This window comes from Burkholderia territorii (assembly GCF_001718335.1).
GTDB classification, from domain to species: domain Bacteria; phylum Pseudomonadota; class Gammaproteobacteria; order Burkholderiales; family Burkholderiaceae; genus Burkholderia; species Burkholderia territorii.
Genome location: NZ_CP013367.1, coordinates 22,035 through 42,644 on the forward strand (window position 1 = coordinate 22,035; position 20,610 = coordinate 42,644).

The 20,610-nt window shown below is 68.9% G+C and carries 15 protein-coding genes; 14 read left to right on the forward strand and 1 reads right to left on the reverse strand.

Translation table 11 applies throughout. From position 1 onward, the window contains the following. The 12 genes from uca to WS51_RS26425 all read left to right on the forward strand — a co-directional run bounded on the left by uca (position 1) and on the right by WS51_RS26425 (position 16,234). On the forward strand, positions 1-3,591 hold the full coding sequence (gene uca / locus WS51_RS26370) for an urea carboxylase (RefSeq protein WP_069230049.1): 3,591 nt from the start codon (positions 1-3) through the stop codon (positions 3,589-3,591). Further along, complete coding sequence (gene atzF, locus WS51_RS26375; protein ID WP_069230050.1) at positions 3,588-5,474, forward strand: allophanate hydrolase; 1,887 nt, start codon at positions 3,588-3,590, stop codon at positions 5,472-5,474. The genes uca and atzF overlap by 4 nt, the downstream gene beginning before the upstream one ends. Before the next feature lie 64 nt (positions 5,475-5,538). After that, on the forward strand, positions 5,539-6,513 hold the full coding sequence (locus WS51_RS26380; RefSeq protein ID WP_059449282.1) for an ABC transporter permease: 975 nt from the start codon (positions 5,539-5,541) through the stop codon (positions 6,511-6,513). Between the two features lie 45 nt (positions 6,514-6,558). Beyond that, entirely contained in the window at positions 6,559-7,467 is a 909-nt protein-coding gene (locus tag WS51_RS26385; protein ID WP_059449281.1) for an ABC transporter ATP-binding protein, read from the forward strand. 531 nt (positions 7,468-7,998) lie between these two features. Continuing rightward, on the forward strand, positions 7,999-8,859 hold the full coding sequence (locus tag WS51_RS26390; RefSeq protein ID WP_059544830.1) for a transporter substrate-binding domain-containing protein: 861 nt from the start codon (positions 7,999-8,001) through the stop codon (positions 8,857-8,859). A 108-nt stretch (positions 8,860-8,967) separates the two neighbouring features. Continuing rightward, positions 8,968-9,690: an ABC transporter permease gene (locus WS51_RS26395; RefSeq protein ID WP_059449279.1), complete on the forward strand. Its 723-nt coding sequence runs from the start codon at positions 8,968-8,970 to the stop codon at positions 9,688-9,690. Positions 9,691-9,702: 12 nt separating this feature from the next. Beyond that, entirely contained in the window at positions 9,703-10,449 is a 747-nt protein-coding gene (locus WS51_RS26400; RefSeq protein ID WP_069230051.1) for an ABC transporter permease, read from the forward strand. 35 nt (positions 10,450-10,484) lie between these two features. Next, the gene (locus WS51_RS26405; RefSeq protein WP_059449277.1) at positions 10,485-11,276 is read left to right on the forward strand and encodes an ABC transporter ATP-binding protein; all 792 of its coding nucleotides are present in this window, start codon (positions 10,485-10,487) and stop codon (positions 11,274-11,276) included. Positions 11,277-11,283: 7 nt separating this feature from the next. Beyond that, positions 11,284-12,777 carry an HAL/PAL/TAL family ammonia-lyase gene (locus WS51_RS26410; RefSeq protein ID WP_060129387.1) on the forward strand — a complete coding sequence of 498 codons (1,494 nt, stop codon included), beginning with the start codon at positions 11,284-11,286 and terminating at the stop codon, positions 12,775-12,777. A 50-nt stretch (positions 12,778-12,827) separates the two neighbouring features. Further along, positions 12,828-13,583 (forward strand): histidine utilization repressor, encoded by a 756-nt coding sequence (gene hutC, locus WS51_RS26415; RefSeq protein ID WP_059449275.1) that lies wholly within the window; start codon positions 12,828-12,830, stop codon positions 13,581-13,583. 438 nt (positions 13,584-14,021) lie between these two features. Beyond that, entirely contained in the window at positions 14,022-14,741 is a 720-nt protein-coding gene (locus WS51_RS26420; RefSeq protein WP_059449274.1) for a response regulator transcription factor, read from the forward strand. Next, positions 14,741-16,234 carry a sensor histidine kinase gene (locus WS51_RS26425; RefSeq protein ID WP_069230052.1) on the forward strand — a complete coding sequence of 498 codons (1,494 nt, stop codon included), beginning with the start codon at positions 14,741-14,743 and terminating at the stop codon, positions 16,232-16,234. The genes WS51_RS26420 and WS51_RS26425 overlap by 1 nt, the downstream gene beginning before the upstream one ends. Before the next feature lie 36 nt (positions 16,235-16,270). Here WS51_RS26425 and WS51_RS26430 read toward each other — a convergent pair whose 3' ends face one another. Continuing rightward, a complete protein-coding gene (locus WS51_RS26430; RefSeq protein ID WP_069230053.1) occupies positions 16,271-17,371 on the reverse strand; it encodes an AraC family transcriptional regulator in 1,101 nt (366 codons plus the stop codon). A 320-nt stretch (positions 17,372-17,691) separates the two neighbouring features. On the opposite strand from WS51_RS26430, the gene WS51_RS26435 reads away from it, so the two are divergent. Beyond that, complete coding sequence (locus WS51_RS26435; RefSeq protein WP_069230054.1) at positions 17,692-19,326, forward strand: AMP-binding protein; 1,635 nt, start codon at positions 17,692-17,694, stop codon at positions 19,324-19,326. Continuing rightward, positions 19,326-20,495: an AraC family transcriptional regulator gene (locus WS51_RS26440; RefSeq protein ID WP_059544802.1), complete on the forward strand. Its 1,170-nt coding sequence runs from the start codon at positions 19,326-19,328 to the stop codon at positions 20,493-20,495. Before WS51_RS26435 ends, WS51_RS26440 begins: the two co-directional genes overlap by 1 nt. The last annotated feature ends 115 nt before the right edge of the window (positions 20,496-20,610 follow it).

Genomic DNA, 20,610 nt, shown 5'->3' on the forward strand with positions numbered 1-20,610 from the left:
ATGAGATTCGCCAAGGTCCTCGTCGCGAACCGCGGCGAAATCGCGTGCCGCGTGATCCGCACGCTCAAGCGTCTCGGCATCGCGTCGGTCGCGATTTATTCGGATGCCGATCGCGACGCGCGTCACGTGGCGCTCGCCGACGAAGCGGTGCGCGTCGGGCCCGCGCCGGCGGCCGACAGCTACCTCAACGTCGCGGCGATCCTCGCCGCCGCGCGCGAGACCGGCGCGCAGGCCGTCCATCCCGGCTACGGCTTCCTGTCCGAGCATGCCGGTTTCGCCGATGCATGCGAAGCGGCCGGCCTGCGCTTCATCGGGCCGCGCGGCGATCACATGCGCGCGTTCGGCCTCAAGCACACCGCGCGCGCGCTCGCCGCCGCGCAGGGCGTCGCGCTGCTGCCGGGCACGGGCCTGCTCGACGACGTGGCGACCGCGCTCGCCGAAGCCGACGCAATCGGTTATCCCGTGATGCTGAAAAGCACCGCCGGCGGCGGCGGGATCGGCATGTCGTTATGCCGCGATGCCGCGCAGCTCGAGGCGGCGTTCGAATCCGTCGTGCGGCTCGGCAGCGCAAACTTCGCGCATGCGGGCGTCTATCTCGAGAAGTTCGTCGAACACGCGCGGCACATCGAAGTGCAGATCTTCGGCGACGGCCGGGGCGGCGCGATTGCGCTCGGCGAACGCGATTGCTCCGTGCAGCGCCGCAACCAGAAGGTGATCGAGGAAACGCCCGCGCCGGATTTGACCGACGCCGAGCGCGACGCGCTGCATGCGAGCGCGGTGCGGCTTGCCCGCGCGGTCGACTATGCGTCGGCCGGCACCGTCGAATTCGTGTTCGACGCGAACGCGCGGCAGTTCTATTTCCTCGAGGTGAACACGCGGTTGCAGGTCGAGCATTGCGTGACCGAAGCGGTGACGGGCGTCGATCTCGTGGAATGGATGATCCTGCAGGCCGAAGGCGACTTGCCGCCGCTCGACACGCTCGCCGTCGCACCGCGCGGCGCGAGCATCCAGGTGCGGCTCTATGCGGAGGATCCGCACAAGCAGTTCCAGCCGAGCGCGGGGCTGCTCACGCACGTCGCGTTTCCGGACGACGTGCGCGTCGACGGCTGGATCGAGGCGGGCACCGAGATCAGTGCGCATTACGATCCGCTGCTCGCGAAGCTGATCGTGCGCGGCGATACGCGGCGCGACGCGCTGGCTGCATTGCGGGCCGCGCTGGCGCGCACCGAGCTGTACGGGATCGAGACCAACCTCGACTACCTGCGCGCCGTCGTGGGTTCGGACACGTTCGCGCGCGGCGCGCAGACGACGGCCTTCCTGTCGCGCTTCGTGTTCGCGCCGCATACGATCGACGTGCTCGACGGCGGCGTGCAGACCACCGTGCAGCAGGCTCCCGGGCGCGTCGGCTACTGGAGCGTCGGCGTGCCGCCGTCCGGGCCGATGGACGATCGCGCGTTCGACCTTGCGAACGCGTTGCTCGGCAACGCGCGCGACGCGGCGGGGCTGGAATTCACGATGGTCGGCGCGACGCTGCGCTTCAACACGGCGACGCTGTTCGTGCTCGGCGGCGCGCCGCTCGCGGCCACGCTCGACGGCGAGCCCGCGCCGTTCTGGCAGGTGCTGCGCGCGCGGCCCGGCGCGGTGCTGAAGCTCGGCGGCGTGACGGGCGCGGGCGTGCGCGCATGCCTGGCCGTGAAGGGCGGGCTGCAGGTGCCCGACTATCTCGGCAGCAAGGCGACCTTCACGCTCGGCCAGTTCGGCGGCCACGCGGGGCGCGCGCTGCGCAAGGGCGACGTGCTGCATCTGCACGCGGACGCGGGGCGCGGCGACGCGGGCGCGAAGCTGGCCGAAGCCGACGTTCCCGCGCTGACGCATGCTTGGACGCTCGGCGTGCTCGACGGCCCGCACGGCGCGCCCGATTTCTTCACGCCCGACGACATCGCGATGCTCTACGGCACGCAGTGGACGGTCCATTACAACTCCAGCCGCACCGGCGTGCGGCTGATCGGCCCGAAGCCGCAATGGGCGCGCGTGGACGGCGGCGAGGCGGGCCTGCATCCGTCGAACATCCACGACAACGCGTATGCGATCGGTGCGGTCGATTTCACCGGCGACATGCCGGTGATCCTCGGCCCCGACGGTCCAAGCCTCGGTGGCTTCGTGTGCCCGGTGACGGTCGTGCGCGACGAGTTGTGGAAGCTCGGGCAGTTGCGCCCCGGCGATACCGTGCGGTTCGTGCGCGCCCGCGTGTCGCCCGTGCCGGCGGTCCCGGCGATCGCGCCGGCGGCATCCGCGGACGCGCCGGACGATTGCGTGCTGCATCGCGATCCGTCGGCCGGCGGCGGCATCGGCGTGGTGTACCGGCGCTCGGGCGATCGCAACGTGCTGATCGAATACGGGCCGCTCGTGCTCGACCTCAACCTGCGCTTTCGCGTGCACGCACTGATGTGCTGGCTCGACGCGCACCGGCTGCCAGGCATGCTCGACCTGACGCCGGGAATTCGCTCGCTGCAGGTGCAGTTCGACGCGCGGACGCTGTCGCTCGCCACGCTGCTCGCGCATCTGCAGGCCGCCGAGCGCGAACTGCCGGACGTGGCCGACATGCGCGTGCCGAACCGCATCGTGCATCTGCCGCTGTCGTGGGACGACCCGTCGACGCGCGTCGCGATCGAGCGCTACATGCAGTCGGTGCGGCCCGATGCGCCGTGGTGCCCGAGCAATATCGAGTTCATCCGGCGCATCAACGGCCTGGCGAGCATCGACGACGTCAGGCGCATCGTGTTCGACGCGCGCTATCTGGTGATGGGACTCGGCGACGTCTACCTCGGTGCGCCGGTCGCGACGCCGATCGATCCGCGGCACCGGCTGGTGACCACGAAGTACAACCCCGCGCGCACCTGGACGCCGGAGAACGCGGTCGGCATCGGCGGCGCATATCTGTGCGTGTACGGAATGGAAGGGCCCGGCGGCTACCAGTTCGTCGGCCGGACCGTGCAGATGTGGAACCGCCACCGCACCACGCGCGAATTCGAGGCCGGCAAGCCGTGGCTGCTGCGCTTCTTCGACGAGATCCGCTTTTACGAAGTCAGCGAGGCGGAGCTGAGCGCGCTGCGCGCGGATTTCGTCGCGGGCCGCGCGGCGCTGAGGATCGAGGAATCCGTGTTCGATCTGGGCGCATACAACCGCTTTCTGCGCGAGGAGGCGGATTCGATCGCGACGTTCAAGGCCGCGCAGCAAACCGCGTTCGAAGCCGAGCGCGAGCGATGGCGGGTGGCCGGGCACGCGGAATACGTCGGCGAGGCGGAGCCGGGCGACGCGCAGGCGGCGCGCGCAGCGGGCGTGCTCGACGACACGCAGCGGGCGATTGCCGCGGACGTGTCGGGCAGCGTGTGGAAGGTGCTGGTCCGGGCCGGCGAACGCGTGTCCGAAGGGCAAGTCGTCGCGATCGTCGAATCGATGAAGATGGAGGTGGCGGTGACGGCAACGGAAGACGGCACGATCGAGACGATCGATTGCGCGCCGGGCGCGGCGGTGGTGGCCGGCCAGCGGCTGATGGTGATGAAGGCGGGCGCCGCCGAGGAGGTCGCATGAGCACGACGGAGCGTTCCATCCTGCCCGGGCTGCGCTCGATTGCCGCGCTGCGCGCGCGCTACGTGGCGGGCGACCTGACGCCGCATGCGCTCGTCGACGCGATCGCCGCTCATTTCGACGCCGGCGACCCGCATCATGCGTGGATCCGGCCGCTGACGCGCGCGGAGATGACACGGTATGCCGACGCGCTCGCCGGGCGTGACATCGCGTCGTTGCCGCTTTACGGCGTGCCGTTCGCGATCAAGGACAACATCGACCTCGCCGGCATACCGACGACGGCGGCCTGCCCGGCATATGCGTACACGCCGGCGCGCAGCGCGCCGGTGGTCGAGCGGCTCGTCGCGGCCGGTGCGATTCCGGTCGGCAAGACCAATCTCGACCAGTTCGCGACCGGGCTGTCGGGACAGCGCTCGCCATACGGCGCGTGCCGCAACGCGTTCGATCCGCGCTATGCGTCGGGCGGGTCGAGTTCCGGGTCGGCGGTGGCGGTCGCACTCGGTGTCGCGACGTTCTCGCTCGGCACCGACACGGCCGGTTCAGGCCGCGTGCCGGCCGCGTTCCACGGCCTCGTCGGGCTCAAGCCCACCCGCGGTGTGGTGAGTACGCTCGGCGTCGTGCCGGCCTGTCGGTCGCTCGATTGCGTGTCGGTGTTCGCGCACTCGCCGGCGGATGCGCGGGCGGTGTTCGATGTCGCGCACGGTGTGACCGAAGGCGATCCGTACGGGCGCGCATGGCAGCCGCCCGCGGGCGCGGGCGCGCTGCGCGCGCATCGGGTGCGGCCGCTCGCGGAGGTTCGCTTCGGCGCGCCGCGTGTCGATCAGCTCGAATTCTTCGGTGACGAATCGTATCGCGCGGCATGGGGCGCGGCGCTCGAACGCCTGCGCGCGACCGGCGCGCAGGTCGTCGAGATCGATTTCAGCCCGTTCCTGGCCACCGCGCGGCTGCTGTACGACGGCCCGTGGGTCGCCGAGCGGCTCGCCGCGATCGGCGCATTCGCCGCGCGCGAGCCCGATGCGCTGCATCCGGTGATTCGGGAAATCGTCGGCGTCGCGTCGCGCTTCAGCGCCGCCGACGCGTTCGTCGCATTCGACCGGCTCGCGACGCTGCGCGTCGAGGCGGCGCGCGCATGGAGCGGGCTCGACGCGATCGTGATGCCGACCTCGGCGACGACCGCGACCGTCGACGCGCTCGAAGCCGATCCGATCGGAATCAACTCGCGCTTCGGCTACTACACGAATTTCGTCAACCTGCTCGACCTGTCGGCGATCGCCGTGCCGGCCGGCAGGTGCGAAAGCGGGCGGCATGCGGGCCTGCCGTTCGGGATCACGTTCGTCGGCCGCGCGCACGACGATGCACGGCTGCTCGATCTCGCACAGGCGTGGGTCGACGATGCCGACGCTACGGGCGCTGCGGGCGTCAGCGATGCCGGGGTGCCAGCGCCGGCCGCATCGGCGTGCGGCGAATCATACGCTGTCGTGCGCGTGGCCGTCGTCGGCGCGCATCTGCGTGGCGAGCCGTTGAACGGGCAGCTCACGCAGCGCGGTGCGCGGTTCGTCGCCGCGACGACGACGGCCGCGGCCTATCGGCTCTACGCGCTGTCCGCGGCGGCCAGCGGCGGCGTCGCCAAGCCGGGCCTCGTGCGCGTGCCGGACGGCGGCGCGCCGATCGCGGTCGAGATATGGGAGATGCCCGTGGACGCATACGGCAGCTTCGTCGCCGGAATCGCGGCACCGCTCGGCATCGGCACGCTTTTGCTCGCGGACGGCTCGCGGGTGCAGGGCTTCCTGTGTGAAAGCGCGGCGCTCGACGATGCGCGGGACATCACGCGCTTCGGCGGCTGGCGGGCTTACCGCGCGCAGGCCGCCGGCGGCGCATTGCAATGAACGCCCGGTCGCGCGTTGCTTCGGCACCCGCGTGACCGGCACCCGAAACGATACGGAGATTCCCATGTCAACGACCCGCAACACGACCGGCTGGCTCGCCGTGCGCCGCGAGCTGACCGCGCGCGGCAAATGGACGCTCGGCCTGGCGTCCTTCCTGCTGCCGTTCGCCGTCTGGTGCCTGATCAGCTATGTGCCCTTCGTCTGGCATCCGCAAATGCGCATCACGAATCCGGGAAGCGTCGACTATTTCCAGACCGGCATGCAGATCGACCGCGACGTGTTCGACGACGAGCTCGCGCATGCGCGCGCGACGCACGCGGCCGTACCCGAGGGCGTGCGTGCGAACCCGGTGTACCTCCCTGCGCCGCATCAGGTGCTGCGCGCGTTCTACACGGCGTTCACGACGCCGCCCGCATCGCGCGACGGCGTGTGGCTGCACGAGAGCCTGTGGCACAGCATCCGGATCATCTTCTGGGGCTTCGTGATCTCGTCGGCGATCGGCGTGCCGCTCGGCATCGTCTGCGGCACCTTCAGTGCGCTCGCGCGGCTGCAGGAGCCGTTCCTCGAGTTCTTCCGCTACCTGCCGGCACCGGCGTTCGGCGCGCTGATGGTCGCGATCCTCGGCATCTACGATGCACCGAAGGTCGCGATCATCGTGATCGGCACGCTGTTCCAGCAGGTGCTGATCATCGCGAACACGACGCGCAAGCTCGAGTACGGGCTGTTCGAGGCCGCGATGACGCTCGGCACGAAGAAACTGCAACTGCTCACGCACGTCGTGATTCCGGGCGTGCTGCCGGACCTGTATCGCGACCAGCGGATCCTGCTCGGCTGGGCATGGACCTACCTGATCGTCGCCGAACTCGTCGGCACGAGCTCGGGCATCACCTGGTACATCAGCCAGCAGGCGCGCTACCAGCATTTCGACAACGTATACGCGGCGATCCTGATGATCGGGATCATCGGCCTCGGCACCGACATCGTGCTCGGATTGCTTGGCCGCAAGCTGTTTCCGTGGGATCGCACGCTGAAGGCGTGACGCCCGTTGACGCGCATCCATCGACCGATTTCCGTAGAGGGCATCATGCAGAATCCGCACGCCGTTCCCGATTACCTGATTCAATCCGACGCGGTGCGCGAGCGCTTCGCGCGGCTCAAAGCCCGCGACGTGATACTCGACGTGCGTCATGTCGGCAAGCGATTCGCGACGCCGCAGGGCGAGTGCGTCGCGCTCGACGACATCAGTTTCCGCACGCACCGGCGCGAGTTCGTGTGCGTGATCGGCCCGTCCGGCTGCGGCAAGTCGACGCTGATTCGCATCCTGGCCGGCCTCGACGCGCAGACGAGCGGCGAGGTGCTGCTGGACGGCAAGCCGGTGCAGGGGCCGGGCGCCGATCGCGGGATGGTGTTCCAGGGCTATACGCTGTTTCCGTGGCTCACCGTGAAGAAGAACGTGATGTTCGGACTCCGGATGAACGGCAGCAGCGGCAGCCAGGCCGAGCGCGAGGCGCTGCAATGGCTCGATCTGGTCGGGCTGACGCGGTTCGCCGATGTGTATCCGCATCAGTTGTCGGGCGGGATGAAGCAGCGCGTGGCGATTGCCCGCGCGCTCGCGAACCGTCCGCGCATCCTGCTGATGGACGAGCCGTTCGGCGCGCTCGATGCGCAGACGCGCGCGCGGATGCAGACACACCTGCTCGATATCTGGCGCAATATCGACGTGACGATCCTGTTCATCACGCACGATCTCGACGAGGCGATCTTTCTCGCGGACCGGATTCTCGTGCTGAAGGCGAACCCGGGCGGCGTGCAGGAGTTGATCGAGGTGCCGGTCCCGCGGCCGCGGGACTATTCGCAGGTCAATACGCCGGAATTCATCGCGACGAAGGCGCGGCTCGAGGCGCTGATCCATCCGAAGGAGGTGGCAGCGGACGACGAAGGCGTGAAGCCGCACATGATCCGGATGACCGACGTTTCGGACAATGTCGAATAGCGGGGGCGTCGGTTGCGACGCCGGCCGATCTCCAGCGCAATGAGCGCCCGTCGAACCGACGGGCGTAATACGCCCGTTTGCCGAGCCGGATCCCGCTCGGGCGGCACGCACCCGCCGTCGGCGATCCGTCCCTCTTCAATGCGCGAACCAGCCTTCGCCCGTCAATCGCCCGAAAAGCGCATTGCACGGCTACGGCCGGAATGAATTCGCGCCCGGGCCTGTGGGCGTGATCACTTGGCCGCTGTTTGCCCGTGAGCGCCACATTCGCCGCGCCTATGCCGCACGATCGAATCTAGGATTTGTCTAGTCATCCTTGCGATCCGACTACCTGGAATGCACCAACTGCGTGCCTGAATTTCCCGCAACGACGCACACGAGAGCCCTGTAGTTAGGGGATTTCCCGCGTTTTCGCGGTTTTTTTTGATCATCGCTTGTCTCGCCGTATTTCTTCTTGCATGCTTGTATAGACAAATTCCTGAGGCGGCTTGCTGCACCGAAGGGATGACGCACTTCAACGCAAGGAGAACTCTCGTGAACGGAAAGCGCATCAAGTGGGCAATCAGGACGATCGGCGTCATCGCGGCGGCAGCGGCTACGCTTGCCGCGCCGGTGCAGGCAAAGGAGTGGAAGACGGTGACGGTCGCGCTCGAAGGCGGCTACGCACCGTGGAACCTCACGCTGCCGGGCGGCAAGCTGGGCGGCTTCGAACCCGAGCTGCTCGCCAACGTGTGCGAGCGGATCAAGGTGCAGTGCAACATGGTCGCGCAGGACTGGGACGGGATGATTCCCGGCCTGCAGGCCGGCAAGTTCGACGTCCTGATGGATGCGATTTCCATCACGCCCGAGCGCGAAAAGATCCTGCTGTTCTCGCGTCCGTATGCGGCGACGCCCGCGACGTTCGCCGTGACCGATACCAAGATCCTGCCGAAGGCCGCGCCCGGCGCGCCGATGGTCAAGCTGACGGGTGACGCGAACGCGGACAAGCCCACCGTCGACGCGCTGCGCAAGCAGCTCAAGGGCAAGACGATCGGTATCCAGTCGGGCACCGTCTATACGAAATTCATCAACGACAGCTTCAAGGACATCGCGTCGATTCGCGTGTACAAGACCTCGCCCGAGCGCGATCTCGACCTCGTCGCCGGGCGCATCGATGCGTCGTTCGACGACGTCACGTACTACGCGGCGAACAACGCGAAGAAGGAAAACGCGTCGATCGTGCTCGCGGGGCCGAAGCTCGGCGGGCCGATCTGGGGGCCGGGCGAAGGCCTTGCGTTCCGCAAGCAGGACGCCGATCTGAAGACGAAGTTCGACACGGCGATCGGCGCGGCACTGGCGGACGGCACGGTGAAGAAGCTTGCCGACAAGTGGTTCAAGACCGACGTGACGCCGTAAGCGCGCAGTCCGCCGCCGCCGCCGTGTCGACGATTCAGCGATTCAGCGATCCGAGCGACCCGCGGCGGCCGGCACCCAGATTCACTCAACGCTTGCCGGGAGGCACGCATGGCGATTCTTGAAATGCTCGGCTTCGGGGCCGAAGGCTGGGGCGGTGTACTGCTGCTCGCCGCGCTGATGACGGTCGCGCTGACGCTTGCCGCGCTCGCGGTCGGCGCCGTGATCGGCGCGGCGATCGCGGCGGCGAAGCTGTCGCGTCACCGCAGCGCCCGCCTGCTCGGCGACCTCTACACGACGGTGTTTCGCGGCGTGCCCGAACTGCTCGTCATCTATCTGTTCTACTTCGGCGGCTCGACGCTCGTGACGACCATCGGCCAGTGGTTCGGCGCCGAAGGCTTCATCGGCGTGCCGCCGTTCGTGATCGGCGCGCTCGCGGTCGGCATGATCTCGGGTGCCTATCAGGCCGAGGTGTATCGCGCGGCGGTGCTCGCCGTGTCGAAGGGCGAACTCGAGGCGGCCCGCTCGATCGGCATGCCGCGCGCCATGGTGCTGCGCCGCATCCTGATTCCGCAGGTGCTGCGCTTCGCGCTGCCCGGTATCGGCAACGTGTGGCAACTGAGCCTGAAGGATTCGGCGCTGATCTCGGTCACCGGTCTCGCCGAGCTGCTGCGCACGAGCCAGATCGCCGCCAATTCGACCCACCAGTACTTCGTGTTCTTCGTCGCGGGCGGCGTGTTGTATCTGCTGATGACGGGCGTGTCGAACCGTGTGTTCAACCGGGCGGAAGCGATCGTCGGCCGGTCGTTCCGCCGCAATTTCGCGCGCAACTGACGGAGAACGTGCATGTCCATCGATTTCGCCTTTCTCTTCGATACGCTGCGCCAGCTGCTCGCCGCCGTGCCGACCACGCTCGGCCTGTTCTTCGCGTCGCTCGTGCTCGGCGGCCTGCTGTCGCTCGTGATCGTCACGATGCGCGTGTCGCCGCGCTGGCTGCCGAACCGCTTCGCGCGCGCCTACATCCTCGTGTTTCGCGGCTCGCCTCTGCTGATTCAGATGTTCCTCGTGTATTACGGGCTCGGCCAGTTCGGCGTGATCCGCGAGAGCTTCATGTGGCCGCTGCTGCGCGAGCCATATGTGTGCGCGGTGCTGTCGCTCGCGCTGTGCACGGCAGGCTACACGGCCGAAATCCTGCGCGGCGGCTTGATGGCCGTGCCGGTCGGGCAGATCGAGGCCGGTTATTCGATCGGGCTGTCGGGCTTCGCGCTGCTGCGGCGCGTGATCGGTCCGATCGCGCTGCGCCAGTGCCTGCCCGCTTATTCGACCGAAGCGGTGCTGCTCGTCAAGTCGACCGCGCTGGCGAGCCTCGTCACGGTGTGGGAAGTGACGGGCGTCGCGCAGCAGATCATCCAGCAAACCTATCGGACGACCGAAGTCTTCGTCTGCGCCGCGCTCATCTATCTGGCGCTGAACTTCATCGTCGTGCGCCTGCTCGGCGCGCTCGAATGGCGGCTCTCCGGGCACCTGCGTGCGCCCAAGCCGTCCGATGCGCCCGTCGCGGCGACGCGCAATCCCCGGCGCGTCGCATCCTGAATCCCGAGCGCCTCCATCCTTTCCAGGAGAATCCGATGAACACCGCTGCTCCCGTCGCGCTGTCGGTCAAGAACATCCACAAGTCGTTCGGCGCGCATCACGTGCTGAAGGGCATTTCGCTCGATGCGCACGAGGGCGACGTCATCTCGATCCTCGGCGCGAGCGGGTCGGGCAAGAGCACGTTCCTGCGCTGCCTGAACCTGCTCGAGACGCCCGACGACGGCTCCGTCGCGCTTGCCGGGGAAACGCTCGCGATGAAGCGCGCGCGCGACGGCAAGCTGCATCCGAGCGACCGGCGCCAGGTCGACCGGATTCGCTCGCAGCTCGGCATGGTCTTTCAGAACTTCAACCTGTGGTCGCACATGACGGTGCTCGACAACCTCGTCGAGGGGCCGCTGCGCGTGCAGAAGCGCAGCCGCGCGGAAGCGGTCGAGGAGGCCGAGGCGCTGCTGGCGCGCGTCGGTCTCGCCGACAAGCGCGGCTACTATCCGGCGCACCTGTCGGGCGGCCAGCAGCAGCGCGTCGCGATCGCCCGCGCGCTGGCGATGCATCCGAAGGTGATGTTGTTCGACGAACCGACGTCCGCGCTCGACCCGGAGCTGGTCGGCGAGGTGCTGCGCGTGATGCGTTCGCTCGCGGAAGAAGGGCGCACCATGCTGGTCGTCACGCATGAAATGGGCTTCGCGCGGCACGTGTCGAATCGCGTGATGTTCCTCCATCAGGGCGAAGTCGACTCCGACGGCACGCCCGACGACCTGTTCGGCGGCCAGTGCTCCGAGCGTTTCCGGCAATTCGTGTCGAGCCACCACGACCGTACCGCGAACTGAGGCTGCCATGACCGTATTCCGTGCGGCACGGCCGCTCGACTGGCGACAGGTTGCAGCAGTGGCGGCAGGCGAGCCGCTGGCACTGGCCGACGATGCACGCGCGCGTGTCGTCGCGGCACGCGAACTCGTCGACGAGATCGTCGCGCGCGGGATTCGCGCATACGGCGTCAATACCGGCGTGGGCGCGTTGTGCGACGTGATCGTGTCGCCGGCGCAGCAGAGCACGCTGTCGCGCAACATCCTGATGAGCCATGCGGTCGGTGTCGGCGCGCCGCTGGGCGCGGCCGAAACGCGCGCGATCATCGCGGCCGCGATCAACAACTACGCGCACGGGCATTCGGGCGTGCGCGCCGACGTCGTCGATCAACTCGTCGCGCTGCTCGAGCACGATTGCCTGCCGGAGGTGCCGGCGCACGGCTCGGTCGGCTACCTGACCCACATGGCGCACGTCGCGCTCGTTTGCATCGGGCACGGCCATGCACGCCACCGCGGCGAACGCATCGGCGGCGCCGAAGCGCTGCGTCGCATCGGCCGCGAACCGCTCGTGCTCGGCGCGAAAGAGGGGCTGAGCCTGGTGAACGGCACGCCGTGCGTGACGGGCCTCGCCGCGCTCGCGCTGGCGCGCGCGCAACGGCTGCTCGACTGGGCCGACTGGATCGCGGCGACGAGCTTCGAGAATCTCGGCGGACAACTCGCGGCGTTCGATCCGGCGTCGCTCGCGTTGCGGATTTCGCCGGGTATCGCGCACGTCGGCGCGCGCTTGCGGGCGATGCTTGCCGACAGCCCGATGCTTGCGGCGGCGAATGGCCGGCATACGCAGGATCCGCTCAGCCTGCGCACGATCCCGCACGTGCATGGCGCGGCCCGCGATGTGTTCGCGGCGACGGCGGAAGTCGTCGATCGCGAGCTCGCGTCCGTGACCGACAATCCGATCGTCGCCGGTACGCGCGACGCGCCGGCCGTTCATTCGCAGGCGCATGCGGTTGGCGCGGGCATTGCGCTGGCGATGGACAGCCTCGCGGCCGCGATGGCGCAGGTGGCGGCCATCGCCGAGCGGCGGCTGGACCGTCTGGTCAATCCGCTCGTGAGCGGGCTGCCGGCGTTTCTCGCGGCACCGGGCGGCACGTGTTCGGGATTCATGATCGCGCAGTACACAGCGGTCGCGCTGGTCGCGCAGAACCAGCGGCTCGCGGCACCGGCGAGCCTCGACGGCGGCATTACGTCCGGGCTGCAGGAGGATCATCTGTGTCACGCGACGCCCGCCGCGCTGAAGGCGCTCGACATCATCGAGAACGCGACGCGCGTGCTCGCGATCGAGCTGCTTGCCGCCGCGCAGGCGTACGATCTGCAGGCGAACGGCGCGGCGCCCGCGCCGTCGACCGAGGCGCTGTGGCGCCATGTGCGCGAACGCGTGCCGGCCTACCACGACGACCGGCCGCTTGCGGACGACATCGCGATCGCGACCGGCATCGTCGCTGGCGAACCGCCGTCGTTGCGGTAGCGTCCGGCGGGCACTGGCGGATCATCCAACAATCATTCGGTCGAGGGTGCATGAACGAAACGGAACGACACTCTTCCGCACGACCGGCGAGGGCATCGGGCGATGCCGTGCCGGCGCGCGCACTGCCGGCCTACCAACAGATCAAGCGCTACGTCGTCGAGCGGATCGCGAAGGGCGACTGGAAGCCGGGCGGCGCGATCCCGACCGAGGCCGAGCTGGTCAAGGAATTCGGCGTGGCCCGGATGACGGTGTCGCGCGCACTGCGGGAACTGACGGCCGAGCGCGTGCTGACCCGCATCCAGGGCGCCGGCACCTTCGTCGAGCGCCGGCATTACGAATCGACGGTGCTCGAGATCCGCAACATCGCGGACGAGATCGCCGAACGCGGGCATCGGCACAGCGCGCGCGTGCTGCTGATCGAGCGCAGCGTCGACCCGGACGCGATCGACGCGCTGGGGCTGCGTTCCGGGCCCGTGTTCCATTCGCGCATCGTGCATTTCGAGGAAGACGAGCCGATCCAGTTCGAGGATCGCTACGTCAATCCGGCGTTGTTTCCGGCCTATCTGGAGCAGGATTTCACGATCGAGACACCGAACCATTACATGGTGCGGCTGGCCCCGATCCAGCGCGCGGAATTCCGGATCTACGCGGAGAAACCCAATGCGCAGGTGCGCCGGCATCTCGTGATGGAAATCGGCGAACCGTGTCTCGTGCTGAAGCGCCGCACGTGGGTCGGCGAGCACGTCGCCACGTCGGTCCGGCTGTGGCATCCGGCGTCGCGGTTTCATCTGGCGGGGAAGATGTAGGCGGCCGGGCTGGCGACCTTCATGAACCGGCCTTTCCGCGCGGGCCGCTCGTGCGCCCGCGTAGCTGTCACACGGAACGCGTCTGCGGGCGCGGCGAGAGGCGGACGCGCAGGAACCTGAAGCCGCGCCCGGATTCGCGAATTCCAGCACGGCGGCCGCACGCCGCCCCGCAGACGCGCGGCGCGTGCGCGCTCGCGCGCATTGCGAATGGCCGGGGCCGGATCGGCATGGGTTGCCAGGAAGGCCTGGCCGACGGCCTGGATCCAAACTTAAACGATTTGTGATCCCTCTGCGCCGCAAAATTTTGCACAATGGCGACAGCGCGGCGTTGCTGCCGCGAATCGCCCCGGCAGGCCGGCCTTCCGGTCGAGACGGGGCAACCGGAACGACTCCTCGAAACCAGCCGAGACCGCCACCGACGTGCCGCCGCCGACCGCCATGGACCACCCCAAACGCATCCTGATCGTCGAGGACGATGCCGACATCGCCGACGTGCTGAGCCTGCACCTACGCGACGAGCGCTACGAAGTGGTCCACAGCGCGGACGGCACGCAAGGGCTGCGCCTGCTCGAACAGGGCAACTGGGATGCGCTGATCCTCGACCTGATGCTGCCCGGCGTCGACGGCCTGGAAATCTGCCGGCGCGCGCGCGCGATGGCGCGCTACACGCCGATCATCATCACGAGCGCGCGCTCAAGCGAGGTACATCGGATCCTCGGCCTCGAGCTCGGCGCCGACGACTACCTCGCGAAGCCGTTCTCGGTGCTCGAGCTCGTCGCGCGGGTCAAGGCGCTGTTGCGGCGCGTCGATGCACTCGCGCGCGATTCGCGGATCGACGCGGGCACGCTCGACGTGGCCGGGCTGTCGATCGACCCGATCGCGCGGGAAGCGGCCGTCGACGGCGCGCGCATCGACCTCACGCCACGCGAGTTCGACCTGCTGTATTTCTTCGCGCGGCATCCGGGCAAGGTGTTCTCGCGGATGGACCTGCTTAACGCCGTGTGGGGCTACCAGCACGAAGGTTACGAACACACCGTGAACACCCACATCAACCGGCTGCGCGCGAAGATCGAGGCCGATCCGGCTGAACCCGTGCGCATCCTCACCGTGTGGGGGCGCGGCTACAAGCTCGCCGCGCCGGATCAGCGGGACACGTGATGAAGCTGACCCTCACCCAGCGGCTGTCGCTCGTGTTCTCGATCCTGCTGCTCGCATGCTCGGGCGCGTCGGCGTGGCTGCAGATCCGCGCGAACGACATGCGCGAGAAGGAAGTCGTGCAGGGCCTGTCGCGCGATCTCGCCGCGCATATCGCGAGCAGCGCGCCGCTGATGGACGCGAACGGGCTGCGCCCGGATGCCGTGCGCACGTTGTTCGGCCAGCTGATGGGCGTGAACCCGAGCGTCGAGGTCTACCTGCTCGACAACGCCGGGCGTATCCGCGGAGACGATGCGCCGCCGGGCCACGTGAAGCGCGACCGCGTCCATCTCGCGCCGGTGCAGCGCTTCATCGCGGGCGAGCCGCTGCCGATCCTCGGCGACGATCCCCGCAGCCCCGACGCACGCAAGGTGTTCAGCGCCGCGCCGCTGCAGCGTGCGGGACAGCCGCCGTCCGGCTACATCTACGTGGTGCTGCTCGGGGAAGCGCACGACCGGCTGGCCGCGCGCGTCGACGCCGGCAACGTGCTGCGCACGACGCTGTGGTCGATGGCGCTGGTCGCGCTGCTCGGCCTGCTCGCCGGCCTGACCGCGTTCAGTTTCATCACGCGCCCGCTGCGCCGGCTCACCGACGCGATGCGCCGCTTCGACGCGAACGCCGCGCCCGACACGCAGCCGCCGGTGCCGCGCTCGCCGCCGGGGCGGCGCGGCGACGACATCGCGGTGCTCGAGTCCGCGTTCGCGCAGATGGCCGACCGGATCGGCGACCAGTGGCGCGCGCTGACGCGCCAGGACCAGCAGCGGCGCGAGCTGATCACGAACATCTCGCACGACCTGCGCACGCCGCTGACGTCGCTGCACGGCTATCTGGAGACGCTGTCGCTGAAGTCCGACGCGCTCGCGGAGTCCGAGCGCCGCCGCTACCTGTCGATCGCGCTCGCGCAGAGCACGAAGGTCGGCCGGCTCGCGCAGGCGCTGTTCGAACTCGCGCGGCTCGAATCGGGCGGCGTGCAGGCCGAGCGCGAGCCATTCTCGCTCGTCGATCTCGTGCAGGACGTATTCGAGAAGTTCGAACTCGCGGCGCAGTCGCGCGGCGTCACGCTGCATGCGCGGATCCCGCCGCGCGTGCCGGTCGTGTCGGCCGATCTCGGGATGATCGAGCGCGTGCTCACCAATCTGCTCGACAACGCATTGCGGCACACACCGCAGCATGGCGAAGTCGAAGTGACGCTGACGCCGCGGGACGATCGCGTGGTGGTGACCGTGTCGGATACCGGCGAAGGCATTCCGCCCGCGCGGCGCGAAGGGCTGTTCCAGCGGCCGCAGCGGCAGACGAGCGGCGGTGCGGCGACGCGCGGCGGGCTCGGGCTCCTGATCGTGCACCGGATGCTGGCGCTCAATGGCAGCGCGATCCGGCTCGTCGATCGCGACGGGCGCGGCGCGGTGTTCGAGTTCGCGCTGGCGGTCGCGCAGCCGGCGGCCGGCGACGCGCACTGAAACCGGCGACGCAGCCCGCTCGGCGACGCGCGGCGCTTATCCGCCGCGCTTGCGCCGCACGTCGCTCGGCGTCGTGCCGGTCCAGCGCTTGAATGCGTGACGGAATCCCACTGCGTCGCTGAAGCCGAGCGTGAGTGCGATGTCCTCGGTGCTGAGCGTGGTGGTGGACAGGTAGTCGATCGCGAGCGCCTTGCGCACGCTCGTCAGCAACTCGCTGTACGACGTGCCTTCTGCATCGAGCTTGCGGCGCAGCGTGCGCGACGTCATGCACAGGGTGTCGGCGATCGCGTCGATGTCCGGAAACTGTCCGGGCGTGCGCGTGAGCTCCTGATAGACGCGCCGCGTGACACCCGCCTGGCTGCGCAATTCGTCGAGCAGCCGCGCGCAGTGCGACGATACCTGCGCGGCCGTGATCGGGTTCGCGAGCTGCGGCGCGCGGGTGAGCCATGCGGCCGGGTAGCTCAACACATGGTGCGGCTGATCGAACGCGATCGGGCATTCGAGCGCATCGGACAATAGCGCCGCATGCGGCGGTCGCGGTTGCGCGAACTGCGCGCGGGCCGGCACGCACCACGCGCCCATCACGTCCTTGATGATCGTCACGTGCAGCGCGAACTGCATGTCGATCAGGAAGCGGTAGAGCGGCAGGTCCGGTTCCGGCAGCGCGGTTTCGTGCGGATCCGGAAACAGCCACGACGCGGTGTCGCCCTGTTCGACCCAGCGGATCGCGAGCATTCCGTTCGCGAGCTGGTGATATTTGACGGCCGAATCGAACGCATGCGCGAGCGATTCCGAACACAGCATCGCGTAGCCGTACATGCCGTAGCTCGACGCATGCAGCCGGCGGCCGACGCGCACGCCGAGATCGGTGCCGTCGTAGCGGCCGATCGCGTTGCGCGCGGCGTGCAGGAATTGCAGTTGCGACGTGAGGGTGAACGGGTCGGTGACGGCGTCCGGCGACAGGCCGGTGCCGTCGAGCACGTCGGCCGGGTTGAGGCCGAGTTCCCCGGCCACACCGACGAGCACGGCCAGCTTGGCCGGCGAGAAGCGCTTCTCGCGCAGTGCGTGGGCGAGCGGGGCGTCCGGCAGCGGGGCCGCGCCGAGGGCCGTCGGGGTCAAGAGCGCACTGCGCGGCATGGCTGGTTCTGCGTCCGATTCGATACCGTTCCGGGTTCGCGATTCTGCGCCCGAACGCGCGGGCGCACCATAGGGTTCACCCCGATGCGAGCAGGCCTGCATGGCTCGGCAACGGCCAATCGACGCGCGGGCGTACCGCGTGGATGGCGGCGCGCCGCGCGCCGGCGTGTCCGTTTCGATCATCTTTTCGACCGCCGGGATCATTTTCAAAGCATCGTTGGCAGGCGATAGTCGCCGATCAGGCGACGGCCCAGACGCATCCGGTGCGCGGGCCGCCGTGCGAACGGCGCTGCCCGGCGCCGTCCCCCGAGGAGCAGGACATGACGAAGAGACACTGGATCGGGTCGTACGGCTCGATCCCCGCCGAGATCGATGCCGATCGCCATCCTTCCGTAACCGCACTGCTGGACGAAGCGATGCGCCGCTTCGCCGATCGCCCTGCGTTCCGCGCGTTCGGCCGCACGCTGACCTACGCCGACGTCGACCGCCGGTCGGCCGCGCTCGCCGCGTATCTGCAGCGGGTCGTGGGCGTGCGCAAGGGCGACCGCGTGGCCGTGATGCTGCCCAACGTGCTCGCGTTTCCGGTCGTGTTCGTCGCGCTCGCGCGGATCGGCGCGATCCAGGTCAACGTGAATCCGTTGTACACCGCGCACGAGCTCGAGCATCAGCTCAACGACGCCGGTGCCGAAGTCGGCGTGGTGTGCGGCGGATCGATGGGCACATTCGCCGACGTGGTCGGCAAGACGCGCATGCGCACCGTGCTGAGTGTCGGGCGCGGCGATCTCGGCGTGGTCGATGCGCCGGCCGGCGCGTGCGACGCGCTGCCGCCCGGCTCGATTCCGCTCGCGGACGCGATCGCCGCCGGCGAATCGCTCGCGTTCGAGCCGGTCGCGCTCGGCGGCGCCGACCTGCTGCTGCTGCAGTACACCGGCGGCACGACCGGGCTGTCGAAGGGGGCCGCGCTGTCGCACCGCAACCTCGTCGCGAACATCGAGCAGTTCGCGGCGATCGTGCCGGCCGCGCGTCAGCCGGGCGAGGAGGTCGTCGTCACAGCGATCCCGCTGTATCACATCTTCGCGCTGACGGTGAACTTCCTGTCCTATTTCGCGATCGGCGCGGAGAACTGGCTGGTCGCGAACCCGCGCGACATGGACGGCTTCATCGACGTGCTGAAGGCCGCGCGGCCTTCCGTGTTCGTCGGCGTCAATACGCTGTATGCGGGGCTCGCGAGCCATCCGCGGCTGAAGGAAGTGGACTGGTCGCGGCTGAAGCTGTCGGCGGGCGGCGGCGCGGCGGTGATCGACGTGATCTCCGCGCGCTGGCAGGCGGTGACGGGCAACTTCATCCGCGAAGGGTACGGGCTGTCGGAGACGTCGCCGGTGGTCACGTTCAACCCGCAGTCGGTCGATGCGTTCACCGGCACGACGGGCGTGCCGCTGCCGTCGACCGACGTGAAGCTGCTGGACGACCAGGATCGCGAGGTCGAGATCGGCGAAGCGGGCGAGATCTGCGTGAAGGGCCCGCAGGTGATGGGCGGCTACTGGCGCAAGCCGGACGCGAATGCCGCCGCGTTCACCGCGGACTGCTACTTCCGCACCGGCGACATCGGCGTGTTCGACGCGGCCGGCTTCCTGAAGATCGTCGATCGCAAGAAGGACATGATCATCGTGTCGGGCTTCAACGTGTATCCGAACGAGGTGGAAGCCGCTGCCACGTCGCTGCCGGGCGTGGCCGAGTGCGCGTGCATCGGCGTGCCGGACGAGCGCACCGGCGAGGCGGTCAAGCTGTTCGTGGTGCTCGCGCCGGAGGCGGTCGTGACGGAAGCGGAGATCGTCGCGCATTGCCGCGCGAATCTCGCGGCCTACAAGGTGCCGAAGCTGATCCGCCTGGTCGACCGGCTGCCGAAGTCGACGGTCGGCAAGATCCTGCGCCGGGAACTCAGCCGCGCGGACTGATGGCGCCGAAGCGCCGCGCGCCCGACGGCGCGCGAGCCGGTGCGCCGAAAGCTCCGAAGGCCCCGAAGGCCCGGCCCGGGCCGCTCAAGTACAATGCGAGCGGTTCGACCGACGGGGACGCGATGACCGGTTCAGACTCACCTTCCGCCCAGCCCGGGCGTGCGCTGCCGTCGCCGAGCGCGACGGTGCCGATCTCGCTCGTCAATGGCTTTCTCGCGAGTGCGGGCGCGCAGCGCGACGTGGTCGAGCGCTACCTGCGCGGGGCCGGCATTTCGCTCGAGCTGCTCGGCGAGCCGCATGCGCGCGTGACGGAAGAGCAGTTCTCGACGCTGTACCGCACGCTCGCGATCGACCTCGACGACGAGATGCCCGGCATCTTCTCGCGCCCGCTGCGCGGCGGCACGCTGAAGTATCTGTGCCTGAGCCTGCTCGATGCGCGCAACCTCGAAACGGCGCTGCATCGTTTCGGCCAGTTCTTCCATATCCTGCTCGACGACTTCTTCGTCGAATCGAAGCGCGACGGCCTGGTCGCGCAGGTGCTGCTGCGGCCGAACCCGGCTATCGGCCCGATCGGCGCGCTCGGCCAGGAGTTGATGCTCAAGCTCGTGCACGGCGTGTGTTCGTGGCTGATCGGGCAGAAGATCCCGCTGTTGCAGATCGAGTTCGCGTGCCCGCGTCCGCGCCATGCGGTCGAGCATCTGTACTTCTTCACCGGTTCCGTGCAGTTCGACTGCGAACGCACGTTGATGCGCTTCAGCGCCGACTACCTCGACGCCCCGATCCGGCAGAGCAAGCGCAACCTGCGCAAGTTCCTCGCACGCGCGCCCGGCGACTGGATCTTCGAATCGTTCAGCGAACAGCTCGTATGCCATCGCGTGCGGCAATACCTGTCGGAGGCGCTGCCCAACCTGCCGGTGATCGACCAGGCGGCCGAGCATCTGCATTGTTCGGTGCGCACGCTGAGCCGTCATCTCGCGTCGGAAGGCACGACTTTCCAGGCGCTCAAGGACGAACTGCGGCGCGACATCGCGATCCAGCGGCTCACCGACACGCTCGACACGATCGCGGCGATCGGCGCCGATATCGGCTTCGACGATCCGAGCGCGTTCCATCGCGCGTTCCGCCACTGGACGGGCAGCACGCCGGGCACTTATCGGCGGCGCACGTAGCGCGTCGCGCGGTGCATTCGAACCCGCTCCCATAACCGGCATCCTTCGGGCGATCCCATGGATGGCTCCCTGTCGTCGCCTGGCTCGTCGCGCGGACGGCGCGCGGCCCTGCGCC